Origin of the sequence: Pasteurella oralis (assembly GCF_002850605.1) — a bacterium.
GTDB lineage: Bacteria > Pseudomonadota > Gammaproteobacteria > Enterobacterales > Pasteurellaceae > Pasteurella > Pasteurella oralis.
Window position 1 is genome coordinate 296,336 of the sequence record NZ_NXGB01000001.1, and the last position, 16,681, is coordinate 313,016.

Here is a 16,681-nt window from a genome sequence, read left to right on the forward strand (position 1 = left end):
TTATGTAAATATACTACTGAATTTATAAATTGCCCCTAAAATTCCTGCTAATACAATGAATAATGTATAGGCTGGGTGGGCTTTTATTAATTCTGGAATAATTGAGTAATGGAATCCATACTTTTCTCTAAATGTTCCGTTGTTTATCAATGTGTTGGCATGAGCACGATCAAAAAAATTAGCTAGCATATCTAGTTTTCTTAGCGTGGACATATGTAGGGCTTTGTAGCCTTTATTTTTAAAGGCGTTTGCTTCATCTTCACCATTCATTGCATCTTTTATTGCGACATTATTCATAGCCGCTAGAACCATCATTCGTCCATTATATGTAACACCGTCTTTTTCATATTTATGGCTGGCGTAATTACGGCCATATAAAGAAACTAGCACTCTTGCTAGATCAAACTTGCGATTATCTGACATAACAAATGGTTCACCTCCAAGAACCCTATATCTATGCTCTAAAGCTTGAAAGCCATAATTAATATCTCTCATGTTCCAATGAATATAATGAGCTTTTGGATTCATTCGAATAAAGTTAAAATAAGAGTCTAAAACATCTTTTTCTAGTTCATCTAATGATGAATCTATCTCATTTTTTTTCTTTATTTCTGCGGATAGCCAAATTGACCAATAGTGTGTTTGAGCATCTTCTAAATTTCTTAACCCGATAGATGTTACTCTTCCGGTTCTAAACTCTTTCTTTTCTTCATCATAAAATGATTCGCAAGAATAGTGAACTATGTAATTATTGGATTTATTGGAATAAATTTCATTCATTAGCTCACGATTACGTTTTCTATTTTTTAATCGTTCTAGTTCTGATACTGCTGTTTTACTCATTAGCCATATCCTTAAGTTACAAAAATATTTTAAATGGTCGTTAAAGAAGTTTTAATTTCACTTCATCACCACCCCCAACCACTTCACCATTTCTCTCTCATCCCACCCTTTCCTTTTCGCATAATCCATCGCTTGATCTTCATCAATCCGTCCTAGTGTGAAGTAGCTACTCGCAGGGTGGGAGAAGTACCAGCCACAAACTGACGCCGCAGGCCACATTGCGTAGCTTTCGGTGAGTTTCATACCGATGCGTTGTTCGACTTCGAGCAAGTCCCAGATGATTTCTTTTTCGGTGTGTTCTGGGCAGCTTGGGTAGCCGGGGGCGGGGCGGATGCCGATGTATTTTTCGTCAATTAGGTCTTGATTGTTGAAGCCCTCGTTTGGCGAATATCCCCAAATTTTTAACCGCACTTGGTGGTGCAGATATTCCGCCATTGCTTCGGCGAGGCGGTCGCCGACCGCTTGCAGCAAGATGGCGTTATAGTCGTCGCCAGCGGCTTTGTAGCCCTCGACTAAGTCGTGCTCTTCCGTGCCGGCGCACACAGCGAACATTCCGAGCCAGTCTTTTTGTCCGCTTTCTTTATCGGCGATAAAGTCGCTCAAGCAGAGGTTATACGGACTTTTGCTGTTTTTGCTGCGTTCGCTCTGTTGGCGCAAGTGGTAGCAAGTGCCTGCCACTTCGGTGCGCGCTTCATCGCGGTAAACCACAATATCATCGCCCACGCGTTCGGCAGGGAAGATGCCCAAAATCCCCGTTGGGTTGAGCTTGCGGTTTTGTGCCAGTTCGTCCAGCACCACTTGCGCATCGTTCCACACTTTGCGCGCTTCTTCGCCGCCTTCAGGGAAGTCGAAGGCGTCAGGGTAGCCACCCATCAAGCCCCACACGCGGAAGAACGGCGACCAGTCGATATACTCGCGCAATGTTTCGATTGGGACGTGTTTGAATTCGACAATTCCTGTTTGCTGCGGCTGTGGCACTTGGTAATCCGCCCATTCGCCCGCGAAGGCGTTGAAACGGTTTTCGCGCGCCTGTTCGATTGGCAACTGTTTGCGCAGCGGTTTGCGGTTGGAGAACGATTGCTGAATTTGCTCGTACTCTTTTTTGGTGCGCTCCCACAGTTCCGCTTTGGTTTCAGGGTTCATCAACGCCGCACAAACCGTTACCGCGCGCGAAGCGTTGGTGGTGTAGATCACTTCGTATTTATATTTCGGGTAGAGCTTGATCGCGGTGTGTTCTTTGGAGGTGGTCGCGCCGCCGATTAACACAGGAATGTTCAAGCCCAAGCGGTTCATTTCGTCGAGGAAATATTCCATTTCGTCCAGCGATGGTGTGATTAAGCCGCTCAAGCCGATGATGTCGGCTTTTTCGTTGATCGCGGTTTCGATGATTTTGTCTGCCGGCACCATTACGCCAAGGTCGATCACTTCAAAGTTGTTACATTGCAGCACCACGCTCACGATGTTTTTACCGATGTCGTGTACGTCGCCTTTCACGGTGGCGATCACGACTTTACCGCTCGATGAACCTTTCTGTTTGGTGGCGTTGATAAACGGCTCAAGGTAGGCGACCGACTGCTTCATCACACGCGCCGATTTCACCACTTGCGGCAGGAACATTTTGCCGTCGCCGAACAGGTCGCCGACCACGTCCATTCCTGCCATTAGCGGCCCTTCGATCACTTCCAGCGGCGAGCTAAATTGTTGGCGCGCTTCCTCGGTGTCTTCGATGATGTGAGTGGTAATGCCCTTGACCAGCGCGTGTTTGAGGCGTTCAGCTACCGGCAAAAGTCGCCATTCTGCGACCGCACTTTCGTTGTCGCTACAAGCGGTCTGATCGCGTAATTTTTCTGCAAATTCGAGCAAGCGGTCGGTGGCGTCCGCATTGCGATTGAGCACCGCATCTTCCACCACTTCGCGCAGTTCAGGATCGAGATCGTCATAGATCGCCAACTGCCCTGCGTTCACAATCCCCATATCCATTCCCTGCTTGATCGCGTGGTAGAGAAACACGGCGTGAATCGCCTCGCGCATTGGGTTGTTGCCGCGGAAGGAGAACGACACGTTCGACACACCGCCCGAAATTTTGGCGTGCGGCAGACTGCGTTTAATGCGCCCTGTGGCGTTGATGAAGTCCACGCCGTAGTTGTTGTGTTCTTCGATCCCCGTGCCGATGGCGAAAATGTTCGGGTCGAAAATGATGTCTTCAGGCGGGAAGCCGACTTGCTCCACTAAGATGTTGTAAGCGCGGGTACAAATTTCCACTTTTCGATCTTCGGTGTCCGCTTGCCCCACTTCATCGAACGCCATTACGACCACCGCCGCGCCGTAGCGGCGCACCAGCTTGGCTTGGCGGATGAAGTTTTCCTCGCCTTCTTTGAGTGAGATCGAGTTCACAATCCCTTTGCCTTGAATGGATTGCAAGCCTGCCTCAATCACTTCCCATTTGGAAGAGTCAATCATCACGGGGACTTTCGCCGCATCGGGTTCGGTCGCCATAATGTTGAGGAAGCGCGTCATACATTTTTTGGAGTCGAGCAGGGCTTCGTCCATATTGACATCAATCACTTGCGCGCCGTTTTCCACCTGATCGATCGCGATCTCCATCGCCTCGGCGTATTTTTCTTCCTTAATTAACCGCTTGAACTTCGCCGAACCCGTTACGTTATTGCGCTCGCCCACGTTCACAAACAGGCTTTCGTCATCAATGTTGAGCGGCTCCAAGCCCGACAAACGCATTGCGGTTTTGAGCTGCGGCAGGGCGCGCGGTTTGATGCCTTTAGTTACTTCGGCAAAGGCTTTGATGTGTTCGGGCGTTGTGCCACAGCAGCCGCCGACAATATTCAAAAAGCCGCTCTCTGCCCACTCTTTGATGTGCGCCGCCATTTCGTCCGCGCCCAAATCGTAGCCGCCAAAGGCGTTCGGCAAGCCTGCGTTCGGGTGGGTGGAAACGTAGCACTCACAGATTTTGGATAATTGTTCCATATATTGTCGCAGTTCTTTGGGTCCCAAGGCACAGTTTAAGCCAAAGCTGATTGGTTTAGCATGCCGAAGAGAATTGTAGAATGCCTCGGTAGTTTGCCCTGACAATGTGCGACCAGATGCATCAGTAATTGTGCCAGAAATCATAACTGGTAGTTCGATATTTAATTCTTCAAATACTTGATCAATCGCAAAGGCAGCTGCTTTAGCATTGAGAGTATCAAAAATAGTTTCGATCATAATCAGATCTGCACCACCAGTAATGAGCCCTCTCGTTGCTTCGGCGTAAGCATCAACTAATTGCATAAACGTGACATTGCGAAAACCTGGGTCATTAACATCTGGCGAGATCGAGGCTGTACGGTTGGTCGGACCTAAAATTCCAGCAACGAAACGCGGTTTTTCTGGTGTAGAGTATTGATCTGCAATTTCACGAGCCAGTTTCGCGCTTTCAAAATTAAGCTCATAGGCAATTGATTCTAAGGCATAATCGGCTTGAGCAATGGTCGTTGAGCTAAAGGTATTGGTTTCAATGATATCTGCGCCAGCTTGTAAGTATTGTGCGTGAATTTCTCGGATGATTTCTGGTTTGGTTAAGCTCAATAGATCATTGTTGCCGCGTAAATCAATTGCGCTATTGGCAAAACGTTCGCCGCGAAAATCTTGTTCTGTGAGCTTATATTTTTGGATCATTGTACCCATCGCACCATCTAAGATTAGAATGCGTTGTGCGAGGGCGTTTTTAAGTAATACAGTTGTGTTTTTCAAAGTAATTGTGTCCATTTTCGAGTGTTTTATAAACTAAATGAATAATAAAAAGCCACTATAACACTGTCAAATTTTATCTTTATATTTTGTATCAATATGATATGAGGAGGAAAATGGGACTATTTATGATAGTTTCTTGCACCAAAAATTGCAGTACCAATTCTTACCATTGTTGAACCGCACTGAATTGCACTTGCCATATCATCGGTCATGCCCATAGAAAGCGTATCAATTTGAGCGTCAGGGAATGATTGTTGCAATTCTATAAATAATGCGTTCATTGCATTAAATGCTTGTTCTTGCTGTTGAATGTCATCTGTTGGAGCAGGGATTGCCATTAAACCACGTAAGCGTAAGTGCGGTAAGTTTTGAATGTGCTTTGCTAAAGTCAACATTTCGCTTGGTACAATACCTGATTTACTGTTTTCGTCGCTGATATTAATTTGAATTAGAATATTTAATGGTGCTTTGTAATAAGGACGTTGTTCATTGAGGCGGTCGGCAATTTTTATACGATCAAGCGTTTGCATCCAGTCAAAGTGTTCTGCGACTAAACGTGTTTTATTCGACTGTAAGGGACCAATGAAATGCCATTCTAATTCGATATTTTGTTGTTGAAAATAACTAATTTTGTCGATGCCTTCTTGTACATAATTTTCACCGAATGCTATTTGCCCCGCTTGATATGCCGCTAAAATGGCATCAACGGGCTTAGTTTTAGAAACTGCTAATAACTTGACTGCACTTTGAGGGCGGTTGGCTTGGTCTAAATAGTAATTTATTTGAGTTTGAATTTGGGTAATATTTTGTTGGATTGTCATACAGAAGGTATCCTGCTAGGAAATCGTTTGCAATTATGGTTGAGTTAAAAAATATCAGCTATATTACAAGAACTTGCCGGATTTGAAAAATTTATAATATTTTTGCATTTTCTGTTTGACAACCCCAGTAAATTTAGGTATTTCTTACACATCCTTTTTTTATTTTTAACCAATATGATGAATAAACGCACTTCTGTAACCATGATGATTATGACCACCACCATTATTATGATGAATGGTGCGGGTTAGTGCGTAGCAAAAAGATCGAATTCGACAAAACCCGTGCTCAGTAAAAAGTGCGGGTTTTTTTATGAAATTTTTATAATATTTTGAAATTCACAACATCTAGGAGATTTTATTATGCGTGTATTAAAATTCGGGGGGACTTCGTTAGCTAATCCAGAGCGTTTCTCGCAGGCGGCACAACTGATTGAAAAAGCACACTTTGAAGAACAAGCCGCGGGCGTTTTATCTGCACCTGCTAAAATTACTAACCATCTTGTCGCCCTTTCTGAAAAAGCCAGTTTAAATCAACCTACCGATACGCATTTTGATGAAGCTTTAGAGATTTTTTATCACATTATTAATGGATTACACGCAGAAAATAATCAATTCGATCTTGCTGGTACTAAAGCATTGATTGATGCTGAATTTGCACAGATCAAAGCAGCTTTAGAAGAAATTCGTCAGCAAGGTTTTGTTTCTGATGCGTTAAAAGCAAGCATTGATTGTCGAGGGGAAAAATTATCAATTGCGATGATGAAAGCTTGGTTTGAAGCGCGTGGTTATGAGGTCACATTAATTAATCCTGTTGAGAAATTATTAGCGCATGGCAGTTATTTAGAATCTTCAGTGGACATTGAAGAATCGACTAAACGTGTTGATGCAAAATCTATTCCAACAAAAAACGTGGTTCTGATGGCAGGTTTTACCGCAGGCAATGAAAAAGGCGAGTTAGTTTTATTAGGACGTAATGGCTCTGATTATTCGGCTGCGTGTTTAGCTGCGTGTTTAGGTGCCAGTGCTTGTGAGATTTGGACTGATGTTGATGGGGTTTTCACTTGTGATCCGCGTTTAGTGCCAGATGCTCGCCTGTTACCAAGTTTATCTTACCGTGAAGCGATGGAACTTTCTTATTTCGGTGCGAAAGTGATTCACCCTCGTACCATCGGTCCTTTAGTACAAGGTAATATTCCTTGTTTAATTAAAAATACAGGGAATCCAACCGCACCAGGTTCAATTATTGATGGCAATGTGAAATCTGAACAGCTACAAGTCAAGGGGATTACAAATTTAGATAATGTGGCTATGTTTAATGTTTCTGGCCCTGGTATGCAAGGTATGGTGGGGATGGCTACACGTGTTTTCTCTGCGATGTCGAATGCGGGGGTATCAGTTATTTTAATCACGCAGTCTTCGTCGGAATATAGTATTAGTTTCTGTGTACCGGCAAAATTAGTCGATGTGGCAAAACAGGCGTTGGAAAAAGAATTTGAGCAAGAGTTGAAAACAAATGATCTTGAGCCAATAGACGTGATTAAAGATTTGTCGATTATTTCAGTTGTTGGTGATGGAATGAAGCAAGCGAAGGGGATTGCGGCGCGTTTCTTCTCAGCACTTGCTCAAGCTAATCTCAGTATTGTTGCGATTGCACAAGGTTCATCGGAACGTTCAATTTCTGCGGTCGTGTCATTAAATAAAGCGATTGAAGCAGTAAAAGCCACACATCAAGCGTTATTTAATAATAAAAAAGTGGTGGATGTCTTTTTAGTTGGTGTTGGTGGTGTTGGTGGTGAGTTAATCGAACAAATTAAAAACCAAAAAGCGTATTTAGCAAAAAAGGACATTGAAATTCGTGTTTGTGCAATTGCTAATTCTAATAAGATGTTACTTAAAGCGGATGGATTATGTTTAGAGAATTGGCAATCTGAATTAGAAAATGCGACGCAACCCTCTGATTTTGATGTATTGCTTTCATTCATTAAGTTACATCATGTCGTGAATCCTGTATTCGTTGACTGTACTTCGGCTGAATCAGTATCGGGCTTGTATGCAAGAGCACTAAGTGAAGGATTCCATGTGGTTACGCCAAATAAAAAGGCCAATACACGTGAGTTAGCCTATTATAATGCATTGCGTGAAAATGCGCGTAGTAACCAACGTAAGTTCTTATATGATACAAACGTGGGTGCGGGTTTACCTGTAATTGAAAATTTGCAGAATTTGTTAGCCGCAGGTGATGAGGTGATGAAATTTAATGGCATTTTATCGGGTTCATTGTCATTTATTTTTGGTGAATTAGAAAATGGGCTTTCATTATCGGCAGCAACTGCACTTGCACGTGAAAAAGGGTTTACTGAACCTGACCCGAGAGAAGATTTGTCTGGGCAAGATGTCGCACGTAAGTTGCTTATTTTGGCTCGTGAAACAGGATTACAACTTGAGCTAACTGATGTGGAAGTAGAAAGTGTATTACCTGTAGGATTTGCAGAAGGAAAAACGACTGCTGAATTTATGGCGATGTTACCTGAGTTAGATAGTGAATTTGCAGCCCGTGTTGAGAAAGCTAAATCAATGGGTAAAGTACTACGCTATGTTGGGCAAATTGAAAACGGCAAATGTAAGGTGTCTATTGTAGAAGTGGATGCAGAAGACCCATTGTATAAAGTAAAAAATGGTGAAAATGCTTTAGCCTTTTATACACGTTATTATCAACCAGCACCGTTACTTTTACGTGGTTATGGCGCAGGTAATGCTGTGACGGCGGCGGGTATTTTTGCTGATATTTTAAGAACGCTACAAGCTTAATTAGGTAAATAGATGGAAAAGAATATGCTTAGAATTTATGCACCTGCATCAAGTGCGAATTTAAGTGTGGGATTTGATACTTTGGGGGCAGCAGTGTCCCCTATTGATGGTTCATTATTGGGTGATGTGGTGCAAATTGACGCAATTGCAGCTGGATTTGAGCTAGAAAATGCGGGTTATTTTGTACGTAAATTACCAAAAGAGCCGCAAAAGAACATTGTATATCAAGCTTATGTGTTATTCAGTGAGCGTTTAAAGTTACGTGGTATATCAGTTCGTTCATTACGTTTAACACTTGAAAAAAATATGCCAATTGGCTCTGGCCTTGGTTCGAGTGCTTGTTCAATCGTGGCAGCATTAGTTGCCTTAAATCAATTCCATGACGAACCTTTTTCTAAGATGGAATTATTAGAGATGATGGGGGAGTTAGAGGGGCGTATTTCAGGCTCGATTCACTATGATAACGTAGCGCCTTGTTATTTAGGTGGTGTGCAATTAATGGTGCAGTCTTTAGGGAATATTTGTCAGCGATTGCCATTTTTTGATGATTGGTATTGGGTGCTAGCTTATCCGGGAATTGAAGTGTCAACTGCAGAAGCGCGTGCGATTTTACCAAAGAGTTATACGCGCCAAGATGTGATTGCACAGGCGCGTCATTTAGGTAGTTTTGTGCATGCTTGTCATACTAAACAAGCACAACTTGCAGCGTTAATGATGAAAGATGTTATCGCAGAGCCTTATCGTGAAGTTTTATTACCGAACTTTGCTGATGTAAAACAAGCGACACGTGATTTAGGGGCATTAGTGACAGGTATTTCAGGTTCAGGTCCAACGATTTTTGCTATCGCACCTGATTTAGCTACAGCAATGAAATTATCGACGTATTTAGAAAATCATTACTTGCAAAATAATGAAGGTTTTGTACATATTTGTAAGGTTGATAATGTGGGTGCAAGAGCACTAGGTTAATTGAAAAAACGGAAAGAATATGAATTTATACAACATCAAACATCCTGAAGAACAAGTCAACTTCGCTCAAGCTGTACGCCAAGGTCTAGGTAAGAACCAAGGTTTATTTTTCCCTGAAAACATACCGCACTTTGATGATATCGATGAATTATTGGCATTGCCGCTAGTTGAACGTAGTCAAAAAATTCTTAGTGCATTAATCAGTACAGAAATGACAGAAAGCCAGTTAGCGCAAATGGTAAAAAATGCGTTCACCTTTCCTGCGCCTGTCGTGAAGGTCGAAGATAATGTGTATGCCTTAGAATTATTTCATGGTCCGACATTAGCTTTTAAAGATTTTGGTGGGCGTTTTATGGCACAAGCCTTAGCGACAGTGCGTGGCGATGGTAAAATTACAATTTTAACGGCAACATCTGGTGATACAGGGGCGGCCGTTGCCCATGCCTTCTATGGCTTAGAAAATATTGATGTAGTAATTTTGTATCCACAAGGCAAAATCAGTCCGTTACAAGAAAAACTATTTTGCACTTTAGGTGGTAATATTCGCACAGTGGCAATTAAAGGGGATTTTGATGATTGCCAAGCCTTAGTGAAGCAAGCTTTTGATGATGTTGAATTGCGCCAAACGATTGGATTAAATTCAGCCAACTCAATTAATATTAGTCGCTTGCTAGCCCAAGTTTGTTATTACTTTGAAGCAATGGCTCAATTACCAAAAGAGATGCGTAATAATGTCGTTGTCTCTGTACCAAGTGGTAACTTTGGTAACTTAACTGCGGGGTTAATTGCTAAGTCATTAGGTTTACCAATTAAACGTTTTGTCGCTTCAACTAATGTTAATGACACGGTACCACGTTATTTACGTAGTGGTAATTGGCAGCCGAATGATACTGTTGCAACACTGTCTAATGCGATGGATGTGAGCCGTCCAAATAACTGGCCACGTGTTGAGGAGTTATTTAAACGTAATGGGTGGGCATTATCAGAACTGCATTCTGATGCAGTGAATGACAGTGAAACTGAGCAAACTTTAAAACAAATGTATGATAAAGGTTATTTATGTGAACCACATGGTGCGGTTGCGTACCGTGTTTTAAAGCAAGATTTGCAAGAGGGTGAAAATGGATTATTTTTATGTACAGCTCATCCTGCGAAATTTAAGGAAAGTGTCGAACGTATTCTGCAACTTGAATTAGATTTACCAGAAACCTTAGCGAAACATGCTGCATTGCCATTATTATCCGATGTAATGGAAAATGATTTTGCAACCTTGAGAGCTTATTTATTAGGATAAACTATTTTCCCCTCTTGGTTTCAAGAGGGGAAAATATTGAGATAAGCAATCTGTGTTTATGCCATGAAAAATCAAGACAAATGATGTTAAAGAAGAAGGAAAAGAGATTTTTAAATGAGCACTTTTATTGCTTACGCTAACATCCACCAGCCCTATCCTCTAGACACTATTCCTTCTGAACTGTTAAGTGAGAAGCTACGCCAACCTTTAAAAAGCCAAAATCAACGAGTAAAAACACGTCATCGTTGTCGCTGGGTTGCGCATTTCTTATTATGGGAATTACTCAAAATTTCTCAAAAACCGACCGCACTTTTAAAACACATTGACTATAGTGAAAATGGTCGCCCACAATTACCTATTGATGAGGTAGATTTTAATATCAGTCATTCTGGCGATTGGGTAGCGGTTATTTTACATGTTGTGCCTCAAGGAAAAAGTACCGTAGGGATTGATATTGAATGCCCAAATAAAAAACGTGATTTTACTGCACTATTAGCCCATTTTGCTGCGCAACCAGAGCAAGATTGGTTTCAGCAACAGCAAGATCATCAGGCTGCTTTTTATTTAACTTGGTGTTTGCGTGAAGCTGTATTGAAATCGCAAGGGATTGGAATTGTAAAGTTGGCGGAGGTGAGCCATGACCCGATTTTACGTCAAATAAGATCAGATTATTGTCCAACAGGTCAGCTTATTTTTAGTCAAAAACTCCCTTTTTATTTGGCTTTTTTTGTGAATACGCTTGAGCCAATTGATTTTCGTTATTTTGCGTGGGATGGTCAACAATTAGCTATAACCGCTTCACCACCCTATATTCATTATGTTGTAAATCAAAAGTGACGAAGATGGCATTAATTATGTTGTTTTCAGAGTATCTTGTAGCGCTGGAACAACGTGTCATGTGGAATGATTATAAAGGTTATACTAGTAAGATTAAGTAAAAATCACCACAATGTCTGATTTAACAGCGAGGCGACAAAAACATTGTATTTCAATTATTTATCATTTTTTATCAATGCTATCTGATAGTGATTTTTTAGTAGTTTTAGTGCTTAAAAAATGGAAATGTGTCATGGTTCCTCTTAGCTTGCGGCTTATTTTTTTGTTGGCACTTTAAATCGTAAAAAATATCCCCATTTAGTAACGGGTTTCGTTAGACTTAATACAATATTTTGTTTAGACTGTTAAAATTTGTTTAAGCAAGTAACAATTTTTTGACAAATGGAGAACGTAATGTCATTGAACGGTTCAGATCAAGATCCTTGGGGCAAACCAGGGCAGAAAAAGCCTGAAAACAATCGTCCTGATAATGAGGGTGGACAGCCGAATTGGAACGATAATTCACGCGGAAAACAAAACAATCGCGATCAATCGCCACCAGATATTGAAGAAATGTTTAATAATCTTCTGAAAAAGCTCGGAGGGACAGGTAATGGCGGTAAACGTAATAACTCAAATCAACCTCCAGTATTGAATTTGGGTAAATTATTACCTGTTGCAGCAGTAGTTGGTGCTATTGTTTGGGGTGTGAGTGGTTTTTATACCGTGAAAGAAGCCGAGCGTGGTGTTGTCATGCGTTTTGGTGAATTGCACTCAATTGTACAACCTGGTTTAAACTGGAAACCGACTTTTATCGATCGTGTTATTCCTGTTAACGTCGAACAAGTGAAAGAGTTAAGAACTCAAGGTGCTATGTTAACGCAAGATGAAAACATGGTGAAAGTGGAAATGACTGTGCAATATCGTGTGCATGATCCTGCTAAATATTTATTTAGTGTGACTAATGCGGATGATAGTTTGAACCAAGCAACAGATAGTGCATTACGTTATGTGATTGGTCATATGTCGATGGACGATATTTTAACCACTGGTCGTTCTGTTGTGCGTGAGAATACTTGGAAGACCTTGAACACAATTATTGAGTCTTATGATATGGGGCTTGAGGTTGTTGATGTTAACTTCCAATCAGCTCGTCCGCCAGAAGAAGTAAAAGATGCTTTTGATGATGCGATTAAAGCGCAAGAAGATGAACAGCGTTATATTCGTGAAGCAGAAGCTTATGCGCGTGAACGTGAGCCAATTGCTCGTGGTGACGCACAACGTATTTTAGAAGAAGCAACAGCTTATAAAGATCGCGTAGTATTAGATGCGAAAGGGGAAGTCGAACGTTTTGAGCGTTTATTACCTGAATTTAAAGCAGCACCAGAATTATTACGTGAGCGTTTGTATATTCAAACGATGGAAAAAGTGATGGCAAATACACCTAAAGTGATGTTAGATGCAAATAGTGGTAATAATTTAACTATATTGCCATTAGAACAAATTTTAAAAGGGCAAGCGAATAAATCTAAAGCGACTCAAAGTAATGTTGAAGAAAGTCGTCCTGTTATTCGCGTTGAAACACAATCAACAACGCCATCATATTCTGCACCTGCAACAAGACAAGAGAATACTCGCCAAGGGAGATTTAACTAATGCGTAAATTTTTAACCCCTGTTATCGTGATTATTGCGGCAATTTTGTATTCTAGTATTGTGATTGTCTCAGAAGGCACACGTGGCATTATGCTTCGTTTTAGTAAAGTACATCGTGATGCAGATAATAAAGTTGTTGTTTACAATCCAGGTTTACATTTCAAAATTCCATTTATTGATTCTATTAAGATTTTAGATGCTCGTATTCGCACTCTTGATGGACAAGCCGATCGTTTTGTCACTGTAGAGAAAAAAGACTTACTCGTAGATTCTTACGTGAAATGGCGAATTAGTGATTTTGGTCGCTTCTATACTGCTACAGGTGGTGGTGACTATGCACAAGCCTCTAATTTATTACGTCGTAAAGTGAATGACCGTTTACGTTCTGAAACAGGTTCAAGAACAATTAAAGATATTGTATCTGGTACGCGTGGTGAATTAATGGAAGGTGCACGTAAAGCACTTAATACTGGTGCAGATAGTACGGCAGAGCTAGGGATTGAAGTCGTTGATGTGCGTGTAAAACAAATTAATTTACCTGATGAAGTATCCTCATCTATTTATCAACGTATGCGTGCAGAGCGTGATGCTGTAGCGCGTGAACATCGTTCACAAGGTCGTGAAAAAGCGGCATTTATTCAAGCAGACGTTGATCGTAAAGTGACTTTAATTTTGGCTAATGCAAATAGAACAGCACAGGAATTACGCGGTTCTGGTGATGCAACTGCAGCAAAAGTATTTTCTGATGCGTTTTCACAAGAGCCACAATTCTATAGCTTCTTGAGAAGTTTAAAGGCTTATGAAAGTAGCTTTGCAAATTCAGAGAATATGATGATTTTAAAGCCTGACAGTGAATTTTTCCGCTTCATGCAGGCACCAACCAAGTAACGCTTTGTGAATTGTAAAAAAGGCGTTAGTTTCAAAACTAACGCCTTTTGTCTTTTGAGGGACATTTGTTATTCTTCTAACATTAATTCTTTCAAATACTGAAAAATTTCGCGATATGCTTTTGGTGGTTTATTTTGCGCTTTTTCTTTTTGGGCAGAACGGATTAAATAACGTAAATGCTGACGATCTGCTTCAGGATGTTGGTCTAAAAATTGTGTAAAAGCATCATCATTGTCAATTAATGTATCACGTAACATTTCCAGTTTATGTAACAGTGCTTGCTGTTGATTATGCTTATTTTCTAGCTTGTCTAATGCTTCTTGAATCGGCTCAACTTCAATATTGCGTAACAATTTACCGATATATTGTAGCTGGCGGCGCTTTGCTTCTTTTTGTAAACGTTGTGCTAACTCAATCGCTTCGAGTAACTTATCTTCTAATGGAATTTTATCTAATTTTGCTTTGTTGAGGTTAACCAACTTTTCACCGAGTTTTTTTAATGCTTCGGCATCACGTTTAATTTCACTTTTACTCACCCAAATAATTTCTTCTTGTTCTTCAGCGTCCCAATCGGTGTTATCCCAATCAATGTTCTTTTTGCCACGCTTTGCCATTTTCTTTCCTTTATCTTACAAAAAATAAGCCAACATTTTAGCATGAAAATTGAAAATAGGATAAAATGCCACAAATTTGTTTGAAGGAATCAATATGGAAAATACTGAAAAATCGACCGCACTTTTATTGCAACAAGAGCAAGAATTGCGTGAAGCAGTAAGTTATGCTGTGGCCATCGCACAAAAGGCAGGGGCAACTGCTGAAGTGGCTGTGACTAAAGTAAGTGGTTTATCTGTTTCAACGCGTTTACAAGAAGTTGAAAATGTTGAATTTAATAATGATGGTGCCCTAGGTATTTCAGTATATTTAGGCAAGCAAAAAGGCAATGCGTCGACTTCGGATTTAAGTCATGATGCAATTAAAAGTGCGGTTGAAGCGGCATTGGCGATTGCGAAATATACTTCACCTGATGAGTGTGCTGGTTTAGCTGATCGTGAATTAATGGCATTTGATGCACCTGATTTGGATTTATATCATGCTGCAGAGATTGATGTAGATCAGGCGCTAGAACTTGCTTTAAGAACAGAACAAGCAGCATTGGAATATGATAAACGCATCGTGAATAGTGAAGGTGCAGCATTTAATTCGCATACTGGAGTACGTGTGTATGGTAATAGCCATGGTATGTTGCAAAGTTATTTATCAAGTCGCTATTCGCTCTCATGTTCTGTCATTGGTGGTATTGATGCTCAATTAGAGCGTGATTATGAATATACTATTTCACGTAATGTCAATCAGTTAGAAAGTGCCAATTGGGTGGGGGAGAACTGTGCTAAGAAAGCCTTAGCACGCTTGCAACCTCAGAAATTGGCAACTCAGCAAGTGCCAGTGATTTTTGCTAATGATGTTGCAACAGGATTAATGAGTCATTTAACTGCTGCGATTAGTGGTGGAAGTTTATACCGTAAAGCCAGCTTTTTATTGGATCATTTAGGTAAGCAAGTGTTGCCAGATTGGTTTCAGATTAGTGAGCGTCCACATTTAATTGGGCAATTAGCATCGTCACCTTTTGATAGTGAAGGAGTACGTACTCAGAACCGTGAGATCATCGAACAAGGGATTTTACAAACATATTTATTGACCAGTTATAGTGGTAAAAAGTTAGGGATGCAAAGCACGGGACATGCTGGTGGTATTCATAATTGGTTAGTCAAACCAAATTTAACGGGTGGCTTGCAAGCACTGTTACGTCAAATGGGGACAGGTTTACTCGTCACTGAGCTAATGGGACAGGGGATAAACTTAGTGACTGGTGACTATTCACGCGGTGCAGCGGGTTTCTGGGTTGAAAATGGTGAAATTCAATATCCTGTCGCTGAAATTACTATTGCAGGGCAATTGAAAGATATGTTGGCGAATATCGTTGCAGTAACTGATGATATTGAGTATCGTTCTAATATTCAAACTGGATCAATTTTATTAGATAACTTAAAAGTATCGGGTAATTAATTTTTGAAAATGAGAATAATTCCTATTGACATGTATAAATTATTTGCTAAGATACGTACATCTGTTAGAGATTCGGTTGAGAATGATAGAGTAGGTCGTTTTCAGTTAGGGTCATACTCCAAACAGGTAGAGTAGAAAGTAAATTCGTTAGGGTATTTGTGGGCTGAAGGTTTAAACTTCAGCCTTTTTTTTGTAGAATGCACTTTTACAATCCCTATATAAGGTAAAACAAAATGAAAAAACACCATGTTGGTATTTTAATCTCAGAAGAGAAAGTTCGTGCTCGTATTCAAGAACTTGGTCGTGAAATTACGCAGTATTACCAACAAAAAGCAGTAGATAAATTGATTGTTGTTGGACTTTTACGTGGTTCATTTATGTTTATGGCGGATTTGGTCCGTGAAATTAGTTTGCCAGTTGAAATTGAATTTATGACAACGTCAAGCTATGGCAGTGGCATGACAACGAATCATGATGTGAAAATTAGTAAAGATCTTGATGGCGATATTAAAGATGAACATGTCTTGATTATTGAAGATATTATTGATACTGGTTATACCTTACAAAAAGTGCGTGAGATCTTGAAATTACGCGATCCAACGTCTCTTACTATCTGTACACTACTTGATAAACCCTCTCGTCGTGAAGTTGAAGTGCCTGTTGAATGGGTAGGTTTCACTATTCCAGATGAATTTGTTGTAGGCTATGGTATTGATTATGCACAGCGTTATCGTAACTTAGGCTATATTGGTCATGTTGTTTTAGAAGAAGAATAA

Annotated in this window: 12 protein-coding genes; 8 read left to right on the forward strand and 4 right to left on the reverse strand. The window is 40.6% G+C overall.

What is annotated here, in order from left to right; all coding sequences use genetic code 11:
- The 3 genes from C0975_RS01475 to C0975_RS01485 form a co-directional block, all read right to left on the reverse strand.
- A complete protein-coding gene (locus C0975_RS01475; RefSeq protein WP_101774625.1) occupies positions 1-843 on the reverse strand; it encodes a hypothetical protein in 843 nt (280 codons plus the stop codon).
- Positions 844-900: 57 nt separating this feature from the next.
- Positions 901-4,605 (reverse strand): methionine synthase, encoded by a 3,705-nt coding sequence (gene metH, locus C0975_RS01480; RefSeq protein ID WP_101774626.1) that lies wholly within the window; start codon positions 4,603-4,605, stop codon positions 901-903.
- 104 nt (positions 4,606-4,709) lie between these two features.
- A complete protein-coding gene (locus C0975_RS01485) occupies positions 4,710-5,411 on the reverse strand; it encodes a YggS family pyridoxal phosphate-dependent enzyme (protein WP_101774627.1) in 702 nt (233 codons plus the stop codon).
- Positions 5,412-5,771: 360 nt separating this feature from the next.
- Between C0975_RS01485 and thrA the strand changes: the two genes are divergently transcribed.
- The 6 genes from thrA to hflC all read left to right on the forward strand — a co-directional run bounded on the left by thrA (position 5,772) and on the right by hflC (position 13,841).
- Positions 5,772-8,219 carry a bifunctional aspartate kinase/homoserine dehydrogenase I gene (gene thrA, locus C0975_RS01490; RefSeq protein WP_101774628.1) on the forward strand — a complete coding sequence of 816 codons (2,448 nt, stop codon included), beginning with the start codon at positions 5,772-5,774 and terminating at the stop codon, positions 8,217-8,219.
- A gap of 24 nt (positions 8,220-8,243) precedes the next feature.
- On the forward strand, positions 8,244-9,188 hold the full coding sequence (gene thrB, locus C0975_RS01495) for a homoserine kinase (RefSeq protein ID WP_101774816.1): 945 nt from the start codon (positions 8,244-8,246) through the stop codon (positions 9,186-9,188).
- Between the two features lie 19 nt (positions 9,189-9,207).
- The gene (thrC, locus tag C0975_RS01500; protein ID WP_101774629.1) at positions 9,208-10,482 is read left to right on the forward strand and encodes a threonine synthase; all 1,275 of its coding nucleotides are present in this window, start codon (positions 9,208-9,210) and stop codon (positions 10,480-10,482) included.
- Positions 10,483-10,596: 114 nt separating this feature from the next.
- Positions 10,597-11,319 (forward strand): 4'-phosphopantetheinyl transferase family protein, encoded by a 723-nt coding sequence (locus tag C0975_RS01505; RefSeq protein WP_101774630.1) that lies wholly within the window; start codon positions 10,597-10,599, stop codon positions 11,317-11,319.
- 393 nt (positions 11,320-11,712) lie between these two features.
- Entirely contained in the window at positions 11,713-12,954 is a 1,242-nt protein-coding gene (gene hflK / locus C0975_RS01510) for an FtsH protease activity modulator HflK (RefSeq protein ID WP_167383022.1), read from the forward strand.
- Entirely contained in the window at positions 12,954-13,841 is an 888-nt protein-coding gene (hflC, locus tag C0975_RS01515) for a protease modulator HflC (RefSeq protein ID WP_101774632.1), read from the forward strand. Before hflK ends, hflC begins: the two co-directional genes overlap by 1 nt.
- A gap of 68 nt (positions 13,842-13,909) precedes the next feature.
- Here the strand turns inward: hflC and yjgA are convergent, their stop codons facing one another.
- On the reverse strand, positions 13,910-14,455 hold the full coding sequence (yjgA, locus tag C0975_RS01520) for a ribosome biogenesis factor YjgA (protein WP_101774633.1): 546 nt from the start codon (positions 14,453-14,455) through the stop codon (positions 13,910-13,912).
- 94 nt (positions 14,456-14,549) lie between these two features.
- On the opposite strand from yjgA, the gene pmbA reads away from it, so the two are divergent.
- Positions 14,550-15,905, forward strand: coding sequence for a metalloprotease PmbA (pmbA, locus tag C0975_RS01525; RefSeq protein ID WP_101774634.1), 1,356 nt, complete (start codon positions 14,550-14,552; stop codon positions 15,903-15,905).
- A 233-nt stretch (positions 15,906-16,138) separates the two neighbouring features.
- Entirely contained in the window at positions 16,139-16,681 is a 543-nt protein-coding gene (gene hpt / locus C0975_RS01530; RefSeq protein ID WP_101774635.1) for a hypoxanthine phosphoribosyltransferase, read from the forward strand.

Bases quoted from the DNA above. Each gene is read 5' to 3' on its own strand.
- C0975_RS01475 (WP_101774625.1), bottom strand. From the start codon at position 843: ATGAGTAAAACAGCAGTATCAGAACTAGAACGATTAAAAAATAGAAAA.
- metH (WP_101774626.1), bottom strand. From the start codon at position 4,605: ATGGACACAATTACTTTGAAAAACACAACTGTATTACTTAAAAACGCC.
- C0975_RS01485 (WP_101774627.1), bottom strand. From the start codon at position 5,411: ATGACAATCCAACAAAATATTACCCAAATTCAAACTCAAATAAATTAC.
- thrA (WP_101774628.1), top strand. From the start codon at position 5,772: ATGCGTGTATTAAAATTCGGGGGGACTTCGTTAGCTAATCCAGAGCGT.
- thrB (WP_101774816.1), top strand. From the start codon at position 8,244: ATGCTTAGAATTTATGCACCTGCATCAAGTGCGAATTTAAGTGTGGGA.
- thrC (WP_101774629.1), top strand. From the start codon at position 9,208: ATGAATTTATACAACATCAAACATCCTGAAGAACAAGTCAACTTCGCT.
- C0975_RS01505 (WP_101774630.1), top strand. From the start codon at position 10,597: ATGAGCACTTTTATTGCTTACGCTAACATCCACCAGCCCTATCCTCTA.
- hflK (WP_167383022.1), top strand. From the start codon at position 11,713: ATGTCATTGAACGGTTCAGATCAAGATCCTTGGGGCAAACCAGGGCAG.
- hflC (WP_101774632.1), top strand. From the start codon at position 12,954: ATGCGTAAATTTTTAACCCCTGTTATCGTGATTATTGCGGCAATTTTG.
- yjgA (WP_101774633.1), bottom strand. From the start codon at position 14,455: ATGGCAAAGCGTGGCAAAAAGAACATTGATTGGGATAACACCGATTGG.
- pmbA (WP_101774634.1), top strand. From the start codon at position 14,550: ATGGAAAATACTGAAAAATCGACCGCACTTTTATTGCAACAAGAGCAA.
- hpt (WP_101774635.1), top strand. From the start codon at position 16,139: ATGAAAAAACACCATGTTGGTATTTTAATCTCAGAAGAGAAAGTTCGT.